This window comes from Pseudomonas migulae (assembly GCF_024169315.1).
GTDB lineage: Bacteria > Pseudomonadota > Gammaproteobacteria > Pseudomonadales > Pseudomonadaceae > Aquipseudomonas > Aquipseudomonas migulae_B.
This window is the reverse complement of record NZ_JALJWR010000001.1, coordinates 2485507-2507262: the sequence shown is the minus strand read 5'-3', so window position 1 is coordinate 2507262 and position 21756 is coordinate 2485507. Positions and strand designations below refer to the sequence as shown.

Genomic DNA, 21756 nt, shown 5'->3' with positions numbered 1-21756 from the left:
CATTGTGCTGTCCTAGGACCGTACTTTTGCGAGAAAGCCGTGAATCAATGAAAAACAGTTGCCTGGCCGGATTGGCAACCTGAGGAGTAAGCACTAGAGTATGCGCGCGCAAAACGGGCTTGAGCCGTTCGCACATCGTTGTCGCGTTTATTACGAGGACACCGATGCGGGCGGCATCGTGTATTACGTTAATTACCTCAAGTTTATGGAACGGGCTCGAACCGAGCGGCTCCGGGAGCTGGGCTTTGCCCAATCCCAGCTGGCAGGAGAGGACCTGTTGTTTGTCGTGCATTCCAGCGAAGCGCGTTATCACGCGCCGGCGCGACTGGACGACGAACTGCTGGTAAGCGCTGAAGTAATCGAATTGAACCGTGTCAGCCTGCGCTTCAAACAGCAGGTCAGGCGAGCCACGGATAATGCGCTGCTCTGCGAAGGGCAGTTTTTGGTGGCCTGTGTGCGCACTGACAGTTTGAAACCCCGGGCCATTCCCGAAGCTCTACGTGCGGCCTTTGCCGACGTGAGCGGCGCGGGTACACACTCAAAGCAGGAGATAAAGCGTGGAAGCTAACGTCGTCGACCATTCCTCCATGTGGAGCCTGGTCAGCAATGCCAGTATCGTGGTGCAACTGGTAATGCTGATCCTGGTAGCCGCATCGGTGACCTCATGGATCATGATCTTTCAGCGCAGCAACTTGCTGCGCGCCGGTCGACGTGCCCTGGAGAGCTTTGAAGAGCGCTTCTGGTCGGGCATCGACCTGTCCAAACTCTACCGTCAGGCCGGCAGCAACCCTGATCCGGATTCGGGCGTAGAGCAGATCTTCCGTGCCGGTTTCAAGGAATTCTCCCGTCTGCGCCAGCAGCCAGGCGTTGACCCGGAAGCGGTCATGGAAGGCGTTGCCCGTGCCATGCGCGTAGCCATTTCCCGCGAAGAAGAAAAGCTCGAGCAGAGCCTGCCGTTCCTCGCGACCGTCGGTTCCGTCAGCCCTTACATCGGTCTGTTTGGTACGGTCTGGGGCATCATGAACTCCTTCCGTGGTCTGGCGACTGCCCAGCAAGCGACCCTGGCCACCGTGGCTCCAGGTATCGCCGAGGCACTGATTGCCACCGCGATCGGTCTGTTCGCAGCCATCCCGGCCGTTATCGCTTACAACCGTTTTGCCGCTCGCAGCGAAACGCTGATCAGCCGCTACTACACCTTCGCCGATGAATTCCAGGCGATCCTGCACCGCAAAGTGCACACCAGCGAAGAATAAGCAGGTAATTTCCAATGGCTTTAATCGCTCGAGCTCGCAAAAAGCGCAAGCCGGTCGCCGAGATGAACGTGGTGCCTTACATCGACGTGATGCTGGTACTGCTGGTCATCTTCATGGTGACCGCGCCGATGCTCAATCAGGGCGTGAAAGTTGATCTGCCCAAGGTTTCCAGCGAAGCCTTGCCGCAGGACAACAACACCCAGGTCCTGACCATTTCGATCAAGGCTGACAAGACCTACTACTGGAACCTTGGCAGCGAAGTCGACACGCAAAAGCAGCAGGACAAGGCAATGACCTTGCCGCAAATGACTGATGCGGTGACCAAGATCATTCGCGCCGGTACTGAAGGCGGCAAGCGTACCCAAGTGTTCATCCGCGGCGACAAGACCGTTGATTACGGTTCCGTCATGGGGGCGATGGGCGGATTGCAGAAAGCCGGAGTCGGTAACGTTGGCTTGATTACCGAGGCGCCCTGATGCAGCAACAGCGAGAGCCAACAGCCTCGGAAAGCTACTTCTGGCCTAGTGTCTGGGCGATTGTCTTGCACGTGCTGGTTTTCGGCATGCTGTTCGTCAGTTTTGCCTTCACACCGGAGCTCCCGCCGGCCAAGCCGATTGTCCAGGCAACCCTGTATCAGCTGAAGTCGAAAAGTCAGGCGACCACCCAGACCAATCAGAAGATTGCGGGTGAGGCGAAGAAATCCGCCGCGCGCCAGACCGAAGTCGAGCAGATGGAGCAGAAGTTGATCGAGCAGGAAGCGATCAAAGCCGCGGAACAAAAGAAGGAAGACGCGGCTCAAAAAGCCGAAGAATCCAAGAAAGCCGACGAGACCAAGAAAGCGGAAGAGGCTAAAAAGGCTGATGAAGCCAAAAAAGCCGATGAAGCGAAGAAGACCGCTGAAGCCAAAAAGGCCGAAGAGAAACAATTGGCTGATATAGCCAAGAAGAAGTCTGAAGAAGAAGCCAAGAAGGCGGCTGAAGAAGAGGCCAAGAAAGCGGCCGCTGAAGAAGCCAAGAAAAAGATCGTCGAAGACGCGAAGAAGAAAGCCGCCGAAGACGCCAAGAAGAAATCTGAAGCTGAAGAGGCGAAAAAGAAAGTCGCCGAAGACGCGAAGAAGAAAGCTGCTGCCGATGCTGCGAAAAAGAAATCGCAGGAAGCGGCACGTAAATCCGCCGAAGAGAAAAAGGCTCAGGCCCTGGCAGATTTGCTTTCCGACACGCCGCAGCGTCAGCAGGCCTTGGCGGATGAGCAGGGTGACGAAGTCGCCGGCAGTTTCGATGATTTGATTCGTGCTCGTGCAGCGGAAGGCTGGGCTCGTCCTCCTTCGGCACGCAAAGGCATGACGGTCGTGCTGCAAATCGGCATGTTGCCGGACGGTACGGTGACTTCGGTCAGCGTGTCCAAGTCCAGTGGTGACGGTCCGTTTGATGCTTCGGCAGTTGCTGCGGTCAAGAATATTGGACGTTTGACAGAAATGCAGGGAATGAAGCCGGGCGATTTCGCCCCGTATCGTTCATTCAAGATGACATTCACACCTGAGGATTTAGCCTTGTGAGAAACCTTCTTCGAGGAATGCTTGTCGTGATCTGCTGCCTGGCAGGGTTAGCGACAGCGGATGAAAAAAACATTCTGGTCACCAGCGGCAGCGACCGGGCTACCCCGATCGCCGTTGTACCGTTCGGCAACCAGGGCGGTAGCGTGCTGCCGGACGACATGGCCGAAATCATCGGTAACGACCTGCGCAACTCGGGTTACTACTCGCCGATTCCAAAGCAGAACATGATCAGCCAGCCGAGCCAGGCCAGCGAAATCATCTACCGTGACTTCAAGGCGCTGGGCGCCCAGTACGTCATGGTCGGCAGCATTGCTCCGGCGGGTGGTCGCCTGCAGGTTCAATACGCACTGTTCAACGTCGCCACCGAGCAGCAAGTGCTGACCGGCAGCGTGTCGGGCAGCGTTGATCAACTGCGCGACATGTCGCACTACATTGCGGACCAGTCGTTCGAAAAACTCACTGGTATCAAAGGTGCGTTCTCGACTCGTCTGCTGTACGTGACTGCAGAGCGTTTCTCCGAGAAGAACACGCGCTACACCCTGCAACGTTCGGATTATGACGGTGCCCGTGCTGTCACCCTGCTGCAATCGCGCGAGCCGATCCTGTCGCCGCGTTTCGCACCGGATGGCAAGCGCATCGCTTATGTGTCGTTCGAGCAGAAGCGTCCGCGTATTTTCATGCAGAACATCGACACCGGTCGCCGTGAGCAGATCACCAACTTCGAAGGCCTGAATGGCGCGCCAGCCTGGTCACCGGATGGCAATCGCCTGGCGTTCGTACTGTCGAAAGACGGTAACCCGGACATTTATGTGATGAACCTGGGTTCGCGTCAGATCACTCGCGTCACCAACGGTCCCGGCATCAACACCGAACCGTTCTGGGGCAAGGATGGTTCGACCCTTTACTTCACGTCAGACCGTGGCGGCAAGCCACAGATCTACAAATCCAGCGTCAGCGGCGGCGGTGCGGAGCGTGTGACCTTTATCGGTAACTACAACGCCAACCCCAAGCTTTCGGCTGATGAAAAGACCCTGGTGATGATCCATCGCCAGGATGGCTTCACTAATTTCAAGGTGGCGGCCCAGGATTTGCAGCGCGGAAGCGTAAAAATCCTCACTGATAGCACTCTGGACGAGTCGCCTACTGTTGCGCCCAACGGCACCATGGTAATCTACGCCACCCGCCAGCAGGGCCGGGGAGTCTTGATGCTCGTGTCCATTAATGGACGCGTAAGGCTCCCGCTTCCTACCGCACAAGGCGAAGTCAGAGAACCTTCCTGGTCCCCTTACCTGAACTGACGCGGCGCTACACGTTTTACTTAACACACTGGGGTTCATTAGGAGTTTCACGATGGAAATGCTGAAGTTTGGTAAATTTGCTGCGCTGGCTCTGGCCATGGCTGTAGCTGTAGGTTGCTCGTCCAAAGGCGGCGACAACGCCGGTGAAGGCGCTGTTGATCCAAACGCTGGTTACGGCGCTAACACTGGTGCCGTTGATGGCTCCCTGAGCGAAGAAGCTGCTCTGCGCGCAATCACCACCTTCTACTTCGAATACGACAGCTCGGACCTGAAGCCAGAAGCCATGCGCGCTCTGGACGTTCACGCCAAAGACCTGAAAGCAAACGGCGCTCGCGTTGTTCTGGAAGGCAACACCGACGAACGTGGTACTCGTGAGTACAACATGGCACTGGGCGAGCGTCGTGCGAAAGCCGTTCAACGCTACCTGGTACTGCAAGGTGTTTCCCCAGCTCAGCTGGAACTGGTTTCCTACGGCGAAGAGCGTCCAGTTGCTACCGGCAACGACGAGCAGTCCTGGGCTCAAAACCGTCGCGTCGAACTGCGTAAGTAATTCGTCATGCGAACGTGCCGTCGTGCTGTAACTGTTTTGGCTCTCAGTCTCGCACCGCTTGCGGTGTGGGCTGCGGTTCCTGTGGTCGAGGACAACTCCGGCTATAACAATAGCGGGAGTAGTTATCCGCCTGCGGGTTACGGTACGAACGGCGCCTATGCCGGGGGAGGGGTTTCGGCCCCTGTCTCGGCACAGGGCGAGCTGTTCAACCAACTGCAATCGATGCAGGAGCAGATCTCGCGCCAACAAGGCATCATCGAAGTTCTGCAAAATGATGTAGCGCGCATGAAGCAGGAAAGCCTGGAGCGATATCAGGATCTTGATCGGCGCATAGGAACCGGCGTTGCACCAGCCGCAACTCCTGAGAATTCTTCCACCGGTGGCGATTTGAACGCCCCCGGTGCAGCAGCTGGCGCAGGTGCAGGGGCGGCCGCCGCTCAAGCACCCGCAGCGGGTAGCGAACCGGCGGATCCGGCGAAGGAAAAACTGTATTACGATGCAGCCTTCGACCTGATCAAGGCCAAGGATTTCGACAAGGCCAGCCAGGCTTTTGCCGCTTTCCTGCGCAAATACCCGAACAGCCAGTACGCGGGCAACGCCCAGTACTGGTTGGGCGAAGTGAACCTGGCCAAAGGCGATCTGCAAGGTGCAGGTCAGGCTTTTGCCAAGGTGTCGCAGCTGTACCCGAAGCACAACAAAGTGCCTGACTCGCTGTACAAGCTGGCTGATGTAGAGCGCCGCCTCGGTCATCCCGACAAGGTCAAAGGCATTCTGCAGCAGGTGGTGTCCCAGTATCCGGGCACTTCCGCCGCTCAGTTGGCCCAGCGCGATCTGCAGCGCATGTAAGCCTGCCAGACCCGTTTCGAAGAAACCCGCGCTTGTCGCGGGTTTTTTCGTTAGAATTCACGCCCTTTTTATGAAACACGCTTTTTGGGATCTGCGCATTGGCGGGGTTCCTTGAAGTGCCTGACGGAGGCGGACAGCCTGTTTAGCTGTTACGCCCGTGGCGACTATGCAAGACACATTGAGAATCACCGAAGTTTTCTACTCGTTGCAGGGTGAAACGCGGACTGCCGGGCTGCCCACTGTTTTTGTGCGCCTGACCGGTTGCCCATTGCGTTGCCAATACTGCGACAGCGCCTATGCGTTCTCTGGCGGCACTGTCCGCACGCTCGACGATATCCTCGAGCAAGTGGCCGGTTTCCGTCCGCGTTATGTGTGTGTCACCGGTGGCGAGCCGCTGGCGCAACCTAATGCCATCCCATTGCTCAAGCAGTTGTGCGACGCCGGTTACGAAGTGTCACTGGAAACCAGTGGTGCGCTCGATATCTCGGCGGTAGATTCTCGGGTCAGTCGCGTTGTCGACCTGAAAACCCCGGGTTCGAAGGAAGCGCATCGCAACCGTTACGAGAACATCGAGCTGCTCACGCCTAACGATCAGGTGAAATTTGTCATCTGTTCACGGGAAGACTACGACTGGGCAGTTTCCAAGCTGATTCAGTACGGTCTGGACCGGCGTGCCGGCGAAGTGCTGTTCTCGCCAAGCCACCATGACCTGAATGCTCGGGACCTGGCGGATTGGGTGGTGGCGGACAACCTGCCAGTGCGCCTGCAATTGCAGCTGCATAAATATCTTTGGAATGATGAGCCGGGGCGCTGATATGACGGAACAATTGAACACCACTGAAAAACGTGCGGTCATTCTGCTGTCCGGCGGCCTGGATTCGGCCACTGTCGTGGCCATGGCTCGCGCTGAAGGCTACAGCTGCTACACCATGAGTTTCGACTACGGTCAGCGGTCGCATGCCGAATTGCACGCCGCCGAGCGTGTTGCCCGGGATTTGGGTGTCGTGGAACACAAGGTGATCGGCCTGAACCTGAACGGTATGGGCGGCTCGGCACTCACCGACAGAAGCATCGACATCCCTGAGGAGTTGGGGGAAGGCATTCCAGTCACTTATGTGCCGGCGCGCAACACCGTGTTCCTGTCGCTGGCATTGGGTTGGGCCGAAGTGCTCGGCGCGCGTGACATCTTTATCGGTGTCAACGCAGTGGATTACTCCGGCTACCCGGACTGCCGCCCCGAGTTCATCGAGTCCTTCGAGCGCATGGCCAATCTGGCAACCAAGGCCGGCGTCGAAGGCAATGGCTTCCGTATCCAGGCACCACTGCAAAACCTGAGCAAGGCGCAGATCGTCCAGGCGGGCGTGAAGCTGGGCGTCAATTACGGGCTGACCGTTTCCTGCTATCAAGCTGACGATAATGGCCGTGCGTGCGGCAAATGCGACAGCTGCAGACTGCGTGCTGAAGGCTTCGCGGCGGCCGGAATCAGTGATCCAACACCTTATTTCTGATTTATTTCAAATAAGGTGTTGAATAACCGTTAAAAATCAGTATTATACGCGCCACCACACAGCGGGTCGTTAGCTCAGTTGGTAGAGCAGTTGGCTTTTAACCAATTGGTCGTAGGTTCGAATCCCACACGACCCACCATTTTTGTAGCAGTTTTAAAAGTCTGGAAGGCCCACGCAAGTGAGGATTTCCGGATTTTTTTTTGCCCGCGATTTAAGGTCGACCCCGGTCGGCGCTGCACCGCGTGTCCCAGGTCAGAATCATCTTTTGCATCCTCGGGATATTCTGTAGCCTTGCGCAGCTTCAACGTGCCTGATGAATACCCACTTTCCCGGCGGTACCCCTGAAGGGTCCGGAGCCGGGTGTATACTCGACTTTCGCGCGTAAGCGCTTGCAGGTCTTGCGAACATGACGCAGATTTCCGAACGCCTTCTGGTTCAAGCCCACCTCGATGCCAAGCAGCCCAAGCCGCTGACAGCCGAGGAAGAGGCCTATTACCGTGCAGCCATTGCCGCCGAGCTCAAGGCTCAGGACGCGGTGATGGTCGCCCACTTTTACTGTGATCCGGTCATTCAAGCCCTGGCTGAAGAAACCGGTGGCTGTGTCTCCGACTCGCTGGAGATGGCCCGCTTCGGCAATGCTCATCCGGCCAAGACCGTGGTGGTCGCTGGCGTGAAGTTCATGGGCGAAACCGCCAAAATCCTCAACCCTGAAAAACGCGTGCTGATGCCGACCCTGGAAGCGACCTGTTCGCTGGACCTGGGTTGCCCGGTAGACGAGTTTTCGGCGTTCTGCGATCAGCACCCGGAACGTACCGTCGTGGTGTATGCCAATACCTCGGCAGCGGTCAAAGCCCGGGCGGACTGGGTGGTGACTTCAAGCTGTGCGCTGGAAATCGTCGAAAGCCTGATGGATAACGGCGAAACGATAATCTGGGGGCCGGACAAGCATCTGGGTACCTACATCCAGCGCCAGACCGGCGCGGACATGCTGTTGTGGGACGGTGCCTGCATCGTTCACGAAGAGTTCAAATCCAAGCAGCTTGAAGACATGAAGGCGCTGTATCCGGATGCGGCAATTCTGGTGCATCCGGAATCGCCGACTTCGGTGATCGAGCTGGCGGACGCCGTCGGTTCCACCAGTCAGCTGATCGCGGCGGCACAAAGCCTGCCGAACAAGACGCTGATCGTCGCCACCGACCGCGGTATCTTCTACAAGATGCAGCAGCTTTGCCCGGACAAGGTCTTCATCGAGGCGCCTACGGCGGGTAACGGCGCGGCGTGCCGCAGTTGCGCACATTGCCCGTGGATGGCGATGAATACGCTTGAGCGCGTGCTGAAGAGCTTGAAAGAAGGGACGAACGAGATCTTTGTTGATCCGGCGCTGATCCCGCAGGCAATTCGGCCGTTGAAGCGGATGCTGGATTTCACGCAGGCAGCGCGGATGAAGCTGGCCGGTAACGCCTGAGAACTTTCAGCCAGTCACAAAACCTGTGGGAGCGAGCTTGCTCGCGATAGCGGTCTGTCAGTCATATCAATATTGACTGATGCACCGCCATCGCGAGCAAGCTCGCTCCCACAGTGGTTTTCGTAGGGCCGAGCTACTTGGTCTTCTTTGGGATGCGAACAAGCTGGGTGTTGGAATACATGTCATGCCAGCTGCGTTTCTGTTTATCGAACAGCGACCAGATAAACCCAAGCCCTACGCACAGCAACGACGCAATCGACACGACAAACCGCAGCAGCGCCTGCCACAGGCTGATGGATGAGCCGTCGGCGTTCTGCACGCGGATGCACCACACCTGCATACCCAGGGTTTGACCGGACCAGGTCCAGAACTTGGCGAAGAAGCCGAACAGCACGAACAACAGTACCGTCGACAGCAACGGATCACCGTCCAGCGCGCCGGCTTCGGTCAGGGTGCGCATTTTGTCTTCGCCGATGATCGCCATCTGGATCATCTTGTAAATGCCGCTGGTGACGATCAGCAGGGCAGTGCACAACAGGAAGTCATAGAACATCGCTGCCAGGCGACGACCCAGGGTCGCGGCGGGAAAGTCGCCCTGTGGTTTGAGCAGGTGTTTCGACATGGCAGGGTTCCCGGCAGAAAAAAGAAGCCATTTTACGGATTTACGCGCACAAAAAAGCCCCTGATGTCAGCATCAGGGGCTTTTTCGTAACAGAAGGTTAGGCTTCTGCTTGTACTTCGTCAGCCTGCATGCCTTTCTGGCCTTGCACGGCGATGAAGGTCACTTTCTGGCCTTCTTTCAGGCTCTTGAAGCCGTTGCCCTGAATAGCGCGGAAATGCACGAACAGATCCGGACCGCTTTCTGGAGTGATAAAACCAAAACCTTTCTCGTCGTTAAACCACTTGACGGTACCGCTCTGACGTTGGGACATTTCTTATTTCCTTTGACGCAAAAATTAATGACAGTCTCCTTCTCATGAAAGAGTACTGGGGCTGGTTGCAGGAGAGTAAGAAGACGTCGAACGGGATGTAGCTAACTTGTAGGCTACTGCCCAGGTCACGATTCCAAGCGACCCATGCAAACACAGTGAACAAACTCTACGCCAACTACGGGAGAAAAAACAAGCCCTGTGGGAGGCCCGGTTTTGCTCGGGTTGATGGCACTAGCATGTCCACTAGAGCAGCCTTATTCGCTGACGCTGTTCAATTGTTTTCGATCGTTATAAGCAAAGTTCATAAACGAAGCTTACAGTCGAAGTCATGCACTGTTTTATGGCGGTTGCGTTACACATTAGTGCACTGTTAACGCAACCGCGTTACTTATAGAAACAGTCAATCAGCCACGATAGTAGCGTTGTGGAACAAATGGCATTTTGCTTACAAGCAGTGGCACCTTTTTCCCACGAACGATCGCCCAGACTGGCGTATCGATGGCGATGTAGGCGCTGTCGAGGTAACCCATGGCCAGGGGGCCGCCCAGAGTCGGGCCGAACCCGCCGCTGCAAACGGTGCCGATGATGTCGCCCGCTTCATTGACGATTTCTGCACCCTCACGCACCGGTGTACGTTCCTGTGGCAACAGGCCTACGCGCTTGCGGCTGACACCGGCTTGCTGCTGGGCGAACACGGTTTCAGCGCCAGGGAAGCCGCCGGCCCGTGCGCCATCGGCACGACGAGGCTTGGAGATGGCCCACAACAGGCTGGCTTCGATCGGGCTGGTCTCGGTGTTCATGTCGTGGCCATAGAGGCACAGACCCGCTTCCAGGCGCAGCGAATCACGGGCGCCGAGGCCGATGGCCGCGACTTCCGGTTCGGCGAGGAGGGCGCGAGCCAGGGCTTCGGCGCTGGCGGCCGGCACGGAGATTTCGAAACCGTCTTCACCGGTGTAGCCCGAGCGGCTGACAAAGCAGTCCACGCCCAGCAGCTTCACGCGGGCGAACTGCATGAAAGTCATCTTCGCCACTTCAGGCGCCAGGCGCGCGAGCACGGTGACGGCTGCCGGACCTTGCAGGGCCAGCAAGGCGCGTTCTTCGAACAACGGTTCGATGGTGCACTGATCACCGATGTGTTTTTGCAGGTGTGCCAGGTCCTGATCCTTGCAGGCCGCATTGACCACCAGGAACAGTTCGTCGTTACCGAGGTTGGCGACCATCAGGTCATCGAGGATGCCGCCGGTTTCGTTGGTAAACATGGCGTAGCGCTGCATGCCCACCGGCAGATCAATGATGTCCACTGGCACCAGGGTTTCCAGGGCCTTGGCGGCGTTGGGGCCGGTCAGGCGGATCTGGCCCATGTGCGAGACATCGAACAGCCCGGCCTGATCACGGGTGTGCTGGTGCTCTTTCATCACGCCCAGCGGGTATTGCACCGGCATGTCGTAGCCGGCAAACGGCACCATGCGGGCGCCGAGTTCGATGTGCAGTGCGTGCAACGGGGTTTTCAACAGTTGTTCGGTGGACATATCCAGCTCCTGAAAATGTGTGCAGATGCAATGAGCGCGCATCAGCACTCGATAATGTTGACCGCCAAACCGCCACGGGCGGTTTCCTTGTATTTGCTTTTCATGTCGGCGCCGGTCTGGCGCATGGTGCGGATGACTTTGTCGAGGGAGACGAAATGTTGACCGTCGCCGCGCAGGGCCATGCGCACCGCATTGATTGCCTTCACCGAACCCATGGCGTTGCGTTCGATGCACGGCACTTGTACCAGCCCGCCAATCGGGTCGCAGGTCAGGCCGAGGTTGTGTTCCATGCCGATTTCGGCAGCGTTTTCCACTTGCTGCACGGTGCCGCCCAGTACTTCACACAAGGCGCCTGCCGCCATCGAGCAGGCCACGCCGACCTCACCCTGACAACCGACTTCGGCGCCGGAGATCGAGGCGTTCTCTTTGTAGAGAATGCCGATGGCGGCGGCCGTCAGCAGAAAACGGACGACGCCGTCTTCGTTGGCGCCGGGGATGAAGCGCATGTAGTAGTGCAAAACCGCCGGGACAATACCCGCGGCACCGTTGGTGGGCGCGGTGACTACACGCCCGCCGTTGGCGTTTTCTTCGTTGACTGCCAGGGCGTACAGGTTGACCCAGTCCAGCACTGACAGCGGATCGCGCAACGACGATTCAGGGTTCTTGCACAGTTGCCGATGCAGGGCTGCGGCTCGACGTTTAACCTTCAAACCGCCCGGCAGGATGCCTTCGTTCCTGCAACCGGCGTCGACGCAATCCTGCATCACTTGCCAGATTTTCAGCAGGCCGGCGCGGGTTTCCGCCTCCGGGCGCCAGGCACTTTCGTTGGTCAGCATTACCTGGCTGATCGACAAGCCATAGGTGGTGCAGTGACCGAGCAGGTCCTTGGCGCTTTTGAACGGGAAGGTCAGCGGCGTGGCGTCTTCGACGATGCGGTCGGCGCCGGCGGCGTCTTCATCGACCACGAAACCACCGCCGACCGAGTAGTACTCGCGGCTGCGGATTTGTATGCCCGCCGCATCGAACGCGCGAAAGATCATGCCGTTGGGGTGATAGGCCAACGGTTTGCGGATCATCGCCAGGTGTTCTTTCTCATTGAACGCAATGCTGTGTTCGCCGAGCAGGTTCAAACGACCATTGCCGCGAATCTCTTGCAGACGGGCGGCGACGGTTTCGGTGTTCACAGTGTCGGGGTGTTCGCCTTCCAGGCCGAGCAACACAGCCTTGTCGCTGCCGTGGCCTTTGCCTGTGGCGCCCAGTGAGCCGTAGAGCTCGACTTTGACGCAGGTGGTGGCGGTCAGCAGCCCTTCACGGCGCAAACCTTCGACGAAACGCGCAGCGGCGCGCATCGGGCCGACGGTGTGGGAGCTGGAGGGGCCGATGCCAATCTTGAACAGGTCGAACACGCTTAACGACATGGTTGTTCTCCGGTTTCTTGTTATAGGAATGGCGGAAATCTGAGGCTTGCAACAGATCCCTGTGGGAGCGGGCTTGCTCGCGAATGCGGTGGATCAGGCAACATTGATGGTGACTGACCCACCGCATTCGCGAGCAAGCCCGCTCCCACAAGGGGGTACGGTGTTCTTGAGAGGGGCGAGCGAACCCGCCCCCTATAGATCAAGCGTAGCTTTCGATCGACGGGCAGGCGCAAACCAGGTTGCGATCGCCGAAGACGTTGTCGACGCGACCGACCGGCGGCCAGTACTTGCCTTCGATCAGTGAGGCAACCGGATACACCGCTTGCTCACGGCTGTACGGATGCGTCCACTCGCCAACGATTTCCGCGGCGGTGTGCGGAGCGTTTTTCAGTGGGTTGTCTTCCTTGTCCAGCGTGCCGTTTTCCACTGCGCGGATTTCTTCGCGGATGCGGATCATGGCGTCGCAGAAACGGTCCAGTTCTTCCTTGGATTCGCTTTCGGTCGGCTCGATCATCAACGTGCCAGCCACCGGGAACGACATGGTCGGGGCGTGGAAACCGAAGTCGATCAGGCGCTTGGCAACGTCATCGACGCTGATGCCGCTGCTGTCTTTCAGCGGACGCAGGTCGAGGATGCATTCGTGCGCCACCAGACCGTTGCTGCCGGTGTACAGCACTGGATAGTGCTCTTCGAGGCGACGGGAAATGTAGTTGGCATTCAGGATCGCCAGTTGCGAAGCACGTTTCAGGCCGGCGCCACCCATCATCCGAATGTACATCCAGGTGATCGGCAGAATACTTGCGCTGCCGAACGGTGCCGCGCAGACCGCGCCTTCCTTGCGTTCCATCTGGGCGTGGCCCGGCAGGAACGGGGTCAGGTGCGACTTGACGCCAATCGGGCCGACGCCCGGGCCGCCACCGCCGTGAGGGATGCAGAAGGTCTTGTGCAGGTTCAGGTGGGACACGTCGCCGCCGAACTTGCCCGGTGCGCAGAGGCCGACCATCGCGTTCATGTTGGCGCCGTCGATGTACACCTGGCCGCCGTTGTCATGAATGATGCCGCAGATTTCGCGGATGCCTTCTTCGAACACGCCGTGGGTCGACGGGTAAGTGATCATCAGCGCCGCGAGGTGTTCGCGGTGCTCGATGGCCTTGGCGCGAAGGTCTTCGATGTCGACGTTGCCGCGGGCATCGCACGCCGTTACCACCACACGCATGCCAGCCATGTTGGCGGTGGCCGGGTTGGTGCCGTGGGCGGACGACGGGATCAGGCAGATGTCGCGACGGTCTTCGCCACGGCTCTGGTGATAGGCGCGGATCGCCAGCAGGCCGGCGTACTCACCTTGCGAACCGGCGTTCGGTTGCAGGGAGATCGAGTCGTAACCGGTGGCGGCACAGAGCATCGCTTCCAGTTCGTCGGTCAGCTGCTGGTAACCGGCACTTTGCTCGGCCGGGGCGAACGGGTGCAGGGCACCGAATTCGGCCCAGGTTACCGGGATCATTTCGCTGGCGGCGTTGAGTTTCATGGTGCAGGAACCCAGCGGGATCATGGTGCGATCCAGGGCCAGGTCCTTGTCGGCGAGCTTGCGCAGGTAGCGCATCAGCTCGGTTTCCGAGTGATAACGGTTGAACACCGGGTGGCTGAGGATTGGCGATTGGCGAACCAGAGCGGCCGGGATGGTGCTAGCCACAGAGGCGGCGAGGGCGGCGAAGTCCGGCAGCGCTTTACCGTCGGCGAACAAGGCCCACAGGGTTTCGACGTCGGCTTGCGCAGTGGTTTCGTCGAGGGACAGGCCCAGACGCTCGCCATCGACTACGCGCAGGTTGATCTGCTGCGCACGCGCCTTGTCATGCAGTTTGCCGGTGTCAGCGCCGGTGTTCAGGGTCAGGGTGTCGAAGAAGCTGGCTTGTTCGACGGTCAGGCCCAGTGCGCTCAAGCCTTTGGCGAGGATCGCGGTCAGGTGATGAATGCGGTTGGCAATCTGCGTCAGGCCTTTCGGGCCGTGGTAGACGGCGTACATGCTGGCGATGTTGGCCAGCAGCACTTGGGCGGTGCAGATGTTGCTGGTGGCTTTCTCGCGGCGGATATGTTGCTCGCGGGTCTGCATCGCCAGACGCAGGGCCGGCTTGCCGAAACGGTCCACGGAGACACCGACCAGACGGCCCGGCATGTCGCGCTTGAACGCATCTTTGGTGGAGAAGTAAGCAGCGTGCGGGCCACCGAAGCCCAGCGGTACGCCGAAGCGTTGCGCGCTGCCGATGGCCACATCGGCGCCGAATTCGCCCGGCGGGGTCAGCACGGTCAGGGCCAGCAGGTCGGCGGCAACAGCCACCAGAGCGTTGGCGGCGTGGAAGCGTTCGGTCAGTTCGCGGTAATCAAACACGTCGCCGTTGCTTGCCGGGTATTGCAGCAGGGCGCCGAAGAACGGCGTCACGTCAGTCAGTTCAAGCTCGTCGCCGACGACGACGTCGATGCCCAATGGTTCGGCACGGGTGCGCAGTACGTCGAGGGTTTGCGGGTGGCAATGCACGGAGGCGAAGAACGCGTGGCTGCCTTTGTTCTTGCTCAGGCGTTTGCAGAAGGTCATCGCTTCGGCGGCGGCGGTGGCTTCGTCGAGCAAGGAGGCGTTGGCGATCGGCAGGCCGGTCAGGTCGCTGATCAGGGTCTGGAAGTTCAGCAGCGCTTCGAGACGGCCCTGGGAAATTTCTGGCTGATACGGGGTGTAGGCGGTGTACCAGGCCGGATTTTCCAGCAGGTTGCGCAGGATCGGCGACGGCGTGTGCGTGCCGTAGTAGCCCTGGCCGATGTAGGTCTTGAACAGTTGGTTCTTGGCGGCGATGCCTTTGATCAACGCCAGGGCGTCGGCTTCGCTCAGGCCATCGTCCATGCCGAGGACGCTGGTGCCTTTGATGCTTTCCGGAATGACGCTGGCGCTCAGGGCTTCCAGGGAGTCGAAACCGAGGCTGTTGAGCATGGCTTGCTCGTCGCCGGAACGCGGGCCGATGTGGCGGGCGATGAATTCGTTGGCGGTGCTGAGATTAATAGTCATGGCGGCTCCTCAGGCTTCAGCGTTGGCTTTGATCAGACGGTCGTAGGCGTCCTGATCCAGCAGTTTGGCGACAGCCGAGGCGTCGGTTGGCTGGAAGCGGAAGAACCAGCCTTCGCCCAGCGGATCTTCGTTGACCAGTTCAGGGCTGCTGTCCAGCGCCGGGTTCACTTCCAGCACTTCACCGTCGAGTGGCATGTACACGCCGCTGGCGGCTTTTACCGATTCCACGGTGGCGGCTTCTGCGCCTTTGTCGTAGGACTGCAGCTCAGGCAGTTGTACGAAAACCACGTCGCCCAGTGCGTTCTGTGCGAAAGCGGTGATGCCGACAGTAACGCTGCCGTCAGCTTCGGTGCGCAGCCATTCGTGATCTTCAGTAAAACGCAACTCGCTCATGGAAACTCCTGAGGGGGCCAGACTCGTCTGGTGGACGCGATTGAATGCTTGGGCAAAAGCCCTGCTTTATGGATGGCTACTAAGCAAGATCGCGGCCAATGTTAATAAGTTCTTATAAATCAGTACTTTGAGTATTTATGAGGTGCGAACGAATTGAATGTCTGTAGCGAAATCGCTACAGCCTGAAGCGAAGAAAAAAGCTTAATGGGATCAAAGCCTTGCACAGCGGTGATCAAGAGAGGGTGTAGCGATATCATTCCACTGTAGCGCTTTCAGTACAGATGGAGGTCGTTTTCAGGCAGGGTTCAGCGTCGACCCAAAAACTGTGGGAGCGGGCTTGCTCGTGAATGCGGTGGGTCAGTCACAACAATGTTGGCTGACCCACCGCATTCGCGAACAAGCCCGCTCCCACAGTTTTGACCGAGTAGGGCTTAGGCCTCACGGTTTGTTTGGAATGCCGTACTTGCGCAACCGATGAGCGATCGCGGTGTGGGAGGTTTGCAGGCGGCTGGCCAGTTGCCGGGTCGAGGGGTAGCTGACGTAAAGCTTTTCCAGCAGGGTTTTCTCGAACTCCTCCATCGCCTGTTCAAGGCTGTCGACGTCGTTGTCGCTCTGGCGCGCCACGGAGGTGCCGGCAATGTCGAGGTCGCCAATGTCCACCAGGCTGCTTTCGCAAATCGCCGCGGCGCGGAAGATCACGTTCTGCAATTGCCGCACGTTACCCGGCCAGCGGTTGCCCAGCAGCGCCGGGTAAGTGCCCGGTGCCAGGCGACACACCGGTCGCTGGATTTGTGCACAGGCCTGCTGCATGAAATAACGGGCCAGCAGCAAAATATCCTGGCCGCGTTCGCGCAGCGGCGGGACTTCGACATTCAGGACGTTGAGGCGGTAGAACAGGTCTTCACGAAACGTGCCTTCGCTGACCATTTTTTCCAGGTCGCGGTGCGTGGCGCTGAGGATCCGCACGTTGACCTTCACCTCACGATCGCCACCCACGCGGCGGAAGCTGCCATCGTTCAAGAACCGCAGCAGTTTCGCCTGCAAGTACGGCGACATTTCACCGATTTCATCGAGAAAAACCGTGCCCTGGTTCGCCAGTTCCATCAGCCCCGGTTTACCGCCTCGTTGCGCACCGGTGAAGGCGCCGGGGGCGTAGCCGAACAGTTCACTTTCGGCGAGGTTCTCCGGCAATGCCGCGCAGTTCAGCGCCAGAAACGGTGAACTGTGCCGGGCGCTGATGGCGTGACAGGCGCGGGCGACGAGCTCTTTGCCGGTGCCGGTTTCACCCTGGATCAACAGCGGCGCATCCAGGGCCGCAACGCGTTGGGCGCGGGCCTTGAGGGTGCGAATCGCCGGGGATTCTCCGAGCAGCGCATCGAACCCTTCGGCGTGGTCGTGGTGCAGCGCGGAAAGGCGTTCGCCGATGCGATTGGGTTGATAAAGGGTCAGCAGAGCGCCGGCATCAGTGATGGGCGTGGCGTCCAGCAACAGGGTCTGGCCATTGACGGTGATCTCGCGCAGCGGCAAGCGAAAGCCGTTTTCCAGCAGCGCATCGAGTAACGCCGGATCGGCGAACAATTCGGCGATGCTTTCACCGGCCGGTTCACGGCCATACAAAGCGATCAGTGCCGGGTTGGCCAGCAACACCTTGCCGGCGCTGTCCAGGGCCAGCACCGGGTCAGTCATGGCCGCGAGCAACGCATCGAGTTGCAGGTGCCGACGCTGACCCGGAAGGATGTCGACTACCGTCATCGCTTGCACGCCGCGAACGCTGAGCAACGCATCGCGCAGCTCGTCGAGCACTTCCGGGCTCAGGGTCGGGGCGTCGATGTAGACGTTGGGCGGGACCATTTCCACCGCATCCAGATTGAGATTGCGCCCACCGAGCAAGGCCAGGACTTCCTGGGTGATGCCGACGCGGTCGATGAAGCTGACGTGGATACGCATGGGGCGGTATAGGGTTCTGGAATGCGGAGGGTGGCAAGTATGCCTTGGGGTGGGCGAATGGTGAAATCCTGCGCGGATTCCGGGGCTACATCGATCCAATGTGGGAGCGGGCTTGCTCGCGAAAGCGGTGTGACAGGCGACATTTATGTCGACGGATAATCCGCTTTCGCGAGCAAGCCCGCTCCCACAGGATCAGTGGGTTATTCGAAGTTCTCGAGGTTTATCGGGTCGCCGGATTTCATGTCCAACTGCTTCCGGATGTCTTCGAACATCAGATCGTAATGCTTGTGGACCGAGCCGATCTGGCTGTGTGTCTTCGGAATCCCGTACTTCTCGGCGATTTTCGTCACGTTGTTGGCGAAGTTGTAAGCCTCCTCCTTGGCCAGAAAGAAAGTCTCCTTCATGTCCTTTCCCTGCATGCTGCCGTGCAGGGTGAACAGCACCCCTTTGCCTTTCTTGGGATCCTGCGTGACCTCATAGTCGAGGTGCACGTTGTAGCTGACATCGTCATCAGTCAGCGCATGACGCTCGATGTGCAAGTGACCGGGCTCGAACGTTGCCATTGGCGTTTCTCCTTATAAATAAGTTATGCCAGGTTTCGCCGTGCTGATGCGTGTACCGGCCTTGCCCTGGACGATCGCTTCGATGTCCGAGAGTGAACCGATCACCGCGGTTTTTCCAGTATGGCGGGCAAACTCGCAGGCGGCCTGGACTTTGGGGCCCATGGAGCCGGCAGCGAAACCGAGTTTTTCCATTTCGTCCGGGTGCGCCTGGGCGATGGATTTCTGGGTCGGTTTGCCGAAGTCGATGAAGGCCGCGTTGACGTCGGTGGCGATCACCAGCAAGTCGCTGTCCAACTGTTCGGCCAGCAGCGCCGAGCACAAGTCCTTGTCGATCACCGCTTCCACGCCTTGCAGTTTGCCGTGGGCGCCGTACATCGTCGGGATACCACCACCGCCCGCACAAATCACGATGCTGCCTTTTTCCAGCAGCCATTTGATCGGGCGGATTTCGAAGATGCGTTTCGGTCTCGGGCTGGCCACCACGCGGCGGAATTTGTCGCCGTCCGGGGCAATCGCCCAGCCTTTCTCGGCGGCGAGTTTTTCCGCTTCGGCCTTGGCGTACACCGGGCCGATGGGTTTGGTGGGGTTCTGGAAGGCCGGGTCGTTGGCGTCGACTTCGACCTGGGTCAGGAGGGTGGCGAAGGGGACTTCGAAGTCCAGCAGGTTGCCCAGTTCCTGTTCGATGATGTAGCCGATCATGCCTTCGGTCTCGGCGCCGAGCACGTCCAGCGGGTACGGCGAAACCGAGGTGTAGGCCGCCGCTTGCAGCGACAGCAGGCCAACCTGAGGACCATTGCCGTGGGCGATGACCAGCTCGTTGCCGGCGTAAATCTTGGCGATTTGCTCGGTGGCAATCCGGATGTTGGCGCGTTGATTGTCCGCGGTCATGGGTTCACCACGGCGGAGCAGGGCGTTACCGCCCAGAGCAACGACGATACGCATAATGCAGTCCTTCTACAGAGAGCGGGCTAGCGACTCGGTCTACTGTGGGAGCGGGCTTGCTCGCGAAAGCGTCCTGTCAGTCACCATTAATGTCGTCTGACAGGACGCTTTCGCGAGCAAGCCCGCTCCCACATTGACCATGTTTCGTCAGTGGGAGCCAGGCCGGTCGTTAGATATCCGCCAGCGCCGACACCAGGATCGCCTTGATGGTGTGCATGCGGTTTTCCGCTTGCTCGAAGGCGATGTTGGCCGGGGATTCGAAGACTTCTTCAGTCACCTCGACGCCATTGGCCAGGTGCGGATACCGCGCGGCGATGTCCTTGCCGACCTTGGTTTCACTGTTATGGAACGCCGGCAGGCAGTGCATGAATTTCACCCGCGGGTTGCCCGAGGCCTTCATCATCGCGGCGTTGACCTGGTACGGCAGCAGTTGCTCGATGCGCTCGTCCCACGCCTCAACCGGCTCACCCATCGACACCCAGATGTCGGTGTGGATGAAGTCCACGCCCTTGACCGCTGCTTTCGGGTCTTCGGTGATGGTGATGCGCGCGCCGCTTTCCTCGGCGAAGGCTTTGCACTGATCGATGAAGTCCTGATGCGGCCAGAGTGCTTTCGGCGCGGCGATGCGCACGTCCATGCCCAGTTTGGCGCCGATCATCAGCAGCGAATTGCCCATGTTGTAGCGGGCGTCGCCGAGGTAGGCGTAGCTGATCTCATGCAGCGGTTTGTCGCTGTGTTCGCGCATGGTCAGGGTGTCGGCGATCATCTGCGTCGGGTGGAATTCAGCAGTCAGACCGTTGAACACCGGCACGCCGGCGAACTTGGCCAGCTCCTCGACGATTTCCTGTTCGAAGCCACGGTACTCGATGGCATCGAACATCCGCCCGAGCACGCGGGCGGTGTCTTTCATGCTTTCTTTGTGGCCGATCTGCGACGACACCGGGTCGATATAGGTGACGTGTGCACCCTGGTCATGGGCCGCGACTTCGAAGGCGCACCGGGTGCGGGTCGAGGTTTTTTCGAAGATCAGCGCGATGTTCTTGCCTTGCAGGTGCGGACGCTCGGTGCCGGTGTACTTGGCACGCTTGAGGTCGCGGGACAGGTCCAGCAAATAGTTCAGCTCGCGAGTCGTGTGGTGCATCAACGAGAGCAGGCTGCGGTTACGCATGTTGAAAGCCATGATTGGATCTCCTTGGGTTTCGGTTATCCGCCTGCTTCACGCGTTATAAGCGTGAAGCAGGGCTCAGGAATTAATAGTCGATAGGGTCGCGAATGATCGGGCAGGTCATGCAGTGGCCGCCGCCACGCCCGCGGCCCAGTTCGCCGGCGCTGATGGTGATGACTTCGACACCGGCCTTGCGCAGCAAGGTGTTGGTGTAGGTGTTGCGGTCGTAGCCGATCACCACGCCTGGCTCCACGGCCACCACGTTGTTGCCGTCGTCCCACTGTTCGCGTTCGGCGGCAAAGCTGTTGCCGCCGGTTTCCACCACGCGCAATGCTTTGAGGTTGAGGGCCTTGGCCACGGTGTCGAGGAAACTGGTTTCTTCGCGGCGGATGTCGACGCCGCCCGGTTTGCCTTCGTCAGGGCGCAGGGTGAAGGCGACGATCTGGTTCACCACTTCCGGGAAGATCGTGACGAGGTCGCGGTCGCAGAAGCTGAACACGGTGTCCAGGTGCATCGCCGCGCGGGACTTCGGCAGGCCCGCGACGATGACTTTCTCGACGGCTTTGTTCTTGAACAGGTTCACCGCCAGTTGGCCGATGGCCTGGCGGGACGAGCGTTCGCCCATGCCGATCAGCACCACACCGTTACCGATCGGCATCACGTCGCCGCCCTCGAGGGTGGAGCTGCCGTGATCCTTGTCCGGGTCGCCGTACCAGATTTCGAAGTCGGCATTGGTGAACTGCGGGTGGAATTTGTAGATGGCGGTGGCCAGCAAGGTTTCCTGGCGACGCGCCGGCCAGTACATCGGGTTCAGCGTTACGCCACCGTAGATCCAGCAGGTGGTGTCGCGGGTGAACTGGGTGTTGGGCAACGGCGGCAGAATGAAGCTGGAGTGGCCGAGGAAGTCGCGGAACATTTGAATGGTCTTGCCGCCGAAGCTGTCCGGCAGGTCATCGGCGGACACGCCGCCAATCAGGAACTCGGCGATCTTGCGCGGCTCGAGGCTGCGCAGCCACGAACCGACTTCATTGATCAGGCCGAGGCCGACCGAATTGGCGGTGACCTTGCGTTCCAGAATCCAGTCCAGCGCTTCGGGGATCGCGACGATGTCGGTCAGCAGGTTGTGCATTTCCAGCACGTCGATGTTGCGTTCGCGCATTTTGGTGACGAAATCGAAATGGTCACGCTTGGCCTGGGCAACCCACAGCACATCATCGAAAAGCAGTTCGTCGCAGTTGTTCGGGGTCAGCCGCTGGTGGGCCAGGCCGGGGGAGCAAACCATGACTTTGCGCAGTTTGCCGGCTTCGGAATGTACGCCGTACTTAACTTTTTCCGTGGTCATT

General features: G+C 59.2%; 21 protein-coding genes and 1 tRNA gene. 11 read left to right on the top strand and 11 right to left on the bottom strand.

Going from position 1 to position 21756, the window contains the following annotated elements:
* Positions 1 to 100: 100 nt before the first annotated feature.
* The 11 genes from ybgC (at position 101) to nadA (ending at position 8475) form a co-directional block, all read left to right on the top strand.
* Complete coding sequence (gene ybgC / locus J2Y86_RS11525) at positions 101 to 568, top strand: tol-pal system-associated acyl-CoA thioesterase (RefSeq protein WP_150709732.1); 468 nt, start codon at positions 101 to 103, stop codon at positions 566 to 568.
* Positions 558 to 1253: a protein TolQ gene (gene tolQ, locus J2Y86_RS11520; RefSeq protein WP_017340467.1), complete on the top strand. Its 696-nt coding sequence runs from the start codon at positions 558 to 560 to the stop codon at positions 1251 to 1253. Before ybgC ends, tolQ begins: the two co-directional genes overlap by 11 nt.
* Before the next feature lie 23 nt (positions 1254 to 1276).
* On the top strand, positions 1277 to 1729 hold the full coding sequence (gene tolR / locus J2Y86_RS11515) for a protein TolR (protein WP_162491085.1): 453 nt from the start codon (positions 1277 to 1279) through the stop codon (positions 1727 to 1729).
* Entirely contained in the window at positions 1729 to 2808 is a 1080-nt protein-coding gene (gene tolA / locus J2Y86_RS11510; RefSeq protein ID WP_150633199.1) for a cell envelope integrity protein TolA, read from the top strand. Before tolR ends, tolA begins: the two co-directional genes overlap by 1 nt.
* Positions 2805 to 4106, top strand: coding sequence for a Tol-Pal system beta propeller repeat protein TolB (gene tolB, locus J2Y86_RS11505; protein WP_437180658.1), 1302 nt, complete (start codon positions 2805 to 2807; stop codon positions 4104 to 4106). The genes tolA and tolB overlap by 4 nt, the downstream gene beginning before the upstream one ends.
* 52 nt (positions 4107 to 4158) lie before the next feature.
* On the top strand, positions 4159 to 4656 hold the full coding sequence (gene pal / locus J2Y86_RS11500; RefSeq protein WP_003178634.1) for a peptidoglycan-associated lipoprotein Pal: 498 nt from the start codon (positions 4159 to 4161) through the stop codon (positions 4654 to 4656).
* A 6-nt stretch (positions 4657 to 4662) separates the two neighbouring features.
* Entirely contained in the window at positions 4663 to 5502 is an 840-nt protein-coding gene (gene ybgF, locus J2Y86_RS11495) for a tol-pal system protein YbgF (protein WP_253431158.1), read from the top strand.
* A gap of 166 nt (positions 5503 to 5668) precedes the next feature.
* Positions 5669 to 6316, top strand: coding sequence for a 7-carboxy-7-deazaguanine synthase QueE (gene queE, locus J2Y86_RS11490; protein WP_128872282.1), 648 nt, complete (start codon positions 5669 to 5671; stop codon positions 6314 to 6316).
* Between the two features lies 1 nt (position 6317).
* Positions 6318 to 7010, top strand: coding sequence for a 7-cyano-7-deazaguanine synthase QueC (gene queC, locus J2Y86_RS11485; RefSeq protein WP_017340461.1), 693 nt, complete (start codon positions 6318 to 6320; stop codon positions 7008 to 7010).
* 63 nt (positions 7011 to 7073) lie between these two features.
* A tRNA-Lys gene (locus tag J2Y86_RS11480) sits at positions 7074 to 7149 on the top strand.
* Positions 7150 to 7416: 267 nt separating this feature from the next.
* Complete coding sequence (nadA, locus tag J2Y86_RS11475) at positions 7417 to 8475, top strand: quinolinate synthase NadA (protein ID WP_253431155.1); 1059 nt, start codon at positions 7417 to 7419, stop codon at positions 8473 to 8475.
* Between the two features lie 133 nt (positions 8476 to 8608).
* Here the strand turns inward: nadA and J2Y86_RS11470 are convergent, their stop codons facing one another.
* The 11 genes from J2Y86_RS11470 to arcA all read right to left on the bottom strand — a co-directional run bounded on the left by J2Y86_RS11470 (position 8609) and on the right by arcA (position 21755).
* Complete coding sequence (locus J2Y86_RS11470) at positions 8609 to 9097, bottom strand: RDD family protein (RefSeq protein WP_253431151.1); 489 nt, start codon at positions 9095 to 9097, stop codon at positions 8609 to 8611.
* A gap of 97 nt (positions 9098 to 9194) precedes the next feature.
* Positions 9195 to 9407, bottom strand: coding sequence for a cold-shock protein (locus tag J2Y86_RS11465; RefSeq protein ID WP_007977299.1), 213 nt, complete (start codon positions 9405 to 9407; stop codon positions 9195 to 9197).
* A gap of 404 nt (positions 9408 to 9811) precedes the next feature.
* A complete protein-coding gene (gcvT, locus tag J2Y86_RS11460) occupies positions 9812 to 10936 on the bottom strand; it encodes a glycine cleavage system aminomethyltransferase GcvT (protein WP_253431148.1) in 1125 nt (374 codons plus the stop codon).
* Positions 10937 to 10977: 41 nt separating this feature from the next.
* The gene (locus tag J2Y86_RS11455; RefSeq protein WP_253431145.1) at positions 10978 to 12354 is read right to left on the bottom strand and encodes an L-serine ammonia-lyase; all 1377 of its coding nucleotides are present in this window, start codon (positions 12352 to 12354) and stop codon (positions 10978 to 10980) included.
* Positions 12355 to 12553: 199 nt separating this feature from the next.
* Entirely contained in the window at positions 12554 to 15403 is a 2850-nt protein-coding gene (gene gcvP, locus J2Y86_RS11450) for an aminomethyl-transferring glycine dehydrogenase (RefSeq protein WP_253431142.1), read from the bottom strand.
* A 9-nt stretch (positions 15404 to 15412) separates the two neighbouring features.
* Positions 15413 to 15796 carry a glycine cleavage system protein GcvH gene (gcvH, locus tag J2Y86_RS11445; RefSeq protein ID WP_008027813.1) on the bottom strand — a complete coding sequence of 128 codons (384 nt, stop codon included), beginning with the start codon at positions 15794 to 15796 and terminating at the stop codon, positions 15413 to 15415.
* Between the two features lie 438 nt (positions 15797 to 16234).
* Positions 16235 to 17743 carry a sigma-54-dependent transcriptional regulator gene (locus J2Y86_RS11440; RefSeq protein WP_253431139.1) on the bottom strand — a complete coding sequence of 503 codons (1509 nt, stop codon included), beginning with the start codon at positions 17741 to 17743 and terminating at the stop codon, positions 16235 to 16237.
* Positions 17744 to 17943: 200 nt separating this feature from the next.
* Positions 17944 to 18306: a DUF5064 family protein gene (locus tag J2Y86_RS11435; protein WP_253431136.1), complete on the bottom strand. Its 363-nt coding sequence runs from the start codon at positions 18304 to 18306 to the stop codon at positions 17944 to 17946.
* A gap of 12 nt (positions 18307 to 18318) precedes the next feature.
* Entirely contained in the window at positions 18319 to 19248 is a 930-nt protein-coding gene (gene arcC, locus J2Y86_RS11430; protein WP_253431133.1) for a carbamate kinase, read from the bottom strand.
* Positions 19249 to 19417: 169 nt separating this feature from the next.
* Positions 19418 to 20428 (bottom strand): ornithine carbamoyltransferase, encoded by a 1011-nt coding sequence (locus J2Y86_RS11425; RefSeq protein ID WP_253431130.1) that lies wholly within the window; start codon positions 20426 to 20428, stop codon positions 19418 to 19420.
* A gap of 70 nt (positions 20429 to 20498) precedes the next feature.
* Positions 20499 to 21755 carry an arginine deiminase gene (arcA, locus tag J2Y86_RS11420; RefSeq protein ID WP_253431127.1) on the bottom strand — a complete coding sequence of 419 codons (1257 nt, stop codon included), beginning with the start codon at positions 21753 to 21755 and terminating at the stop codon, positions 20499 to 20501.
* Position 21756 lies beyond the last annotated feature (1 nt).

Excerpts from the sequence above, each read along its gene's own strand:
- ybgC (WP_150709732.1), top strand. The coding sequence starts at position 101 with ATGCGCGCGCAAAACGGGCTTGAGCCGTTCGCACATCGTTGTCGCGTT.
- tolA (WP_150633199.1), top strand. The coding sequence starts at position 1,729 with ATGCAGCAACAGCGAGAGCCAACAGCCTCGGAAAGCTACTTCTGGCCT.
- pal (WP_003178634.1), top strand. The coding sequence starts at position 4,159 with ATGGAAATGCTGAAGTTTGGTAAATTTGCTGCGCTGGCTCTGGCCATG.
- ybgF (WP_253431158.1), top strand. The coding sequence starts at position 4,663 with ATGCGAACGTGCCGTCGTGCTGTAACTGTTTTGGCTCTCAGTCTCGCA.
- queE (WP_128872282.1), top strand. The coding sequence starts at position 5,669 with ATGCAAGACACATTGAGAATCACCGAAGTTTTCTACTCGTTGCAGGGT.
- queC (WP_017340461.1), top strand. The coding sequence starts at position 6,318 with ATGACGGAACAATTGAACACCACTGAAAAACGTGCGGTCATTCTGCTG.
- nadA (WP_253431155.1), top strand. The coding sequence starts at position 7,417 with ATGACGCAGATTTCCGAACGCCTTCTGGTTCAAGCCCACCTCGATGCC.
- J2Y86_RS11470 (WP_253431151.1), bottom strand. The coding sequence starts at position 9,097 with ATGTCGAAACACCTGCTCAAACCACAGGGCGACTTTCCCGCCGCGACC.
- J2Y86_RS11465 (WP_007977299.1), bottom strand. The coding sequence starts at position 9,407 with ATGTCCCAACGTCAGAGCGGTACCGTCAAGTGGTTTAACGACGAGAAA.
- gcvT (WP_253431148.1), bottom strand. The coding sequence starts at position 10,936 with ATGTCCACCGAACAACTGTTGAAAACCCCGTTGCACGCACTGCACATC.
- J2Y86_RS11455 (WP_253431145.1), bottom strand. The coding sequence starts at position 12,354 with ATGTCGTTAAGCGTGTTCGACCTGTTCAAGATTGGCATCGGCCCCTCC.
- gcvP (WP_253431142.1), bottom strand. The coding sequence starts at position 15,403 with ATGACTATTAATCTCAGCACCGCCAACGAATTCATCGCCCGCCACATC.
- gcvH (WP_008027813.1), bottom strand. The coding sequence starts at position 15,796 with ATGAGCGAGTTGCGTTTTACTGAAGATCACGAATGGCTGCGCACCGAA.
- J2Y86_RS11440 (WP_253431139.1), bottom strand. The coding sequence starts at position 17,743 with ATGCGTATCCACGTCAGCTTCATCGACCGCGTCGGCATCACCCAGGAA.
- J2Y86_RS11435 (WP_253431136.1), bottom strand. The coding sequence starts at position 18,306 with ATGGCAACGTTCGAGCCCGGTCACTTGCACATCGAGCGTCATGCGCTG.
- arcC (WP_253431133.1), bottom strand. The coding sequence starts at position 19,248 with ATGCGTATCGTCGTTGCTCTGGGCGGTAACGCCCTGCTCCGCCGTGGT.
- J2Y86_RS11425 (WP_253431130.1), bottom strand. The coding sequence starts at position 20,428 with ATGGCTTTCAACATGCGTAACCGCAGCCTGCTCTCGTTGATGCACCAC.
- arcA (WP_253431127.1), bottom strand. The coding sequence starts at position 21,755 with ATGACCACGGAAAAAGTTAAGTACGGCGTACATTCCGAAGCCGGCAAA.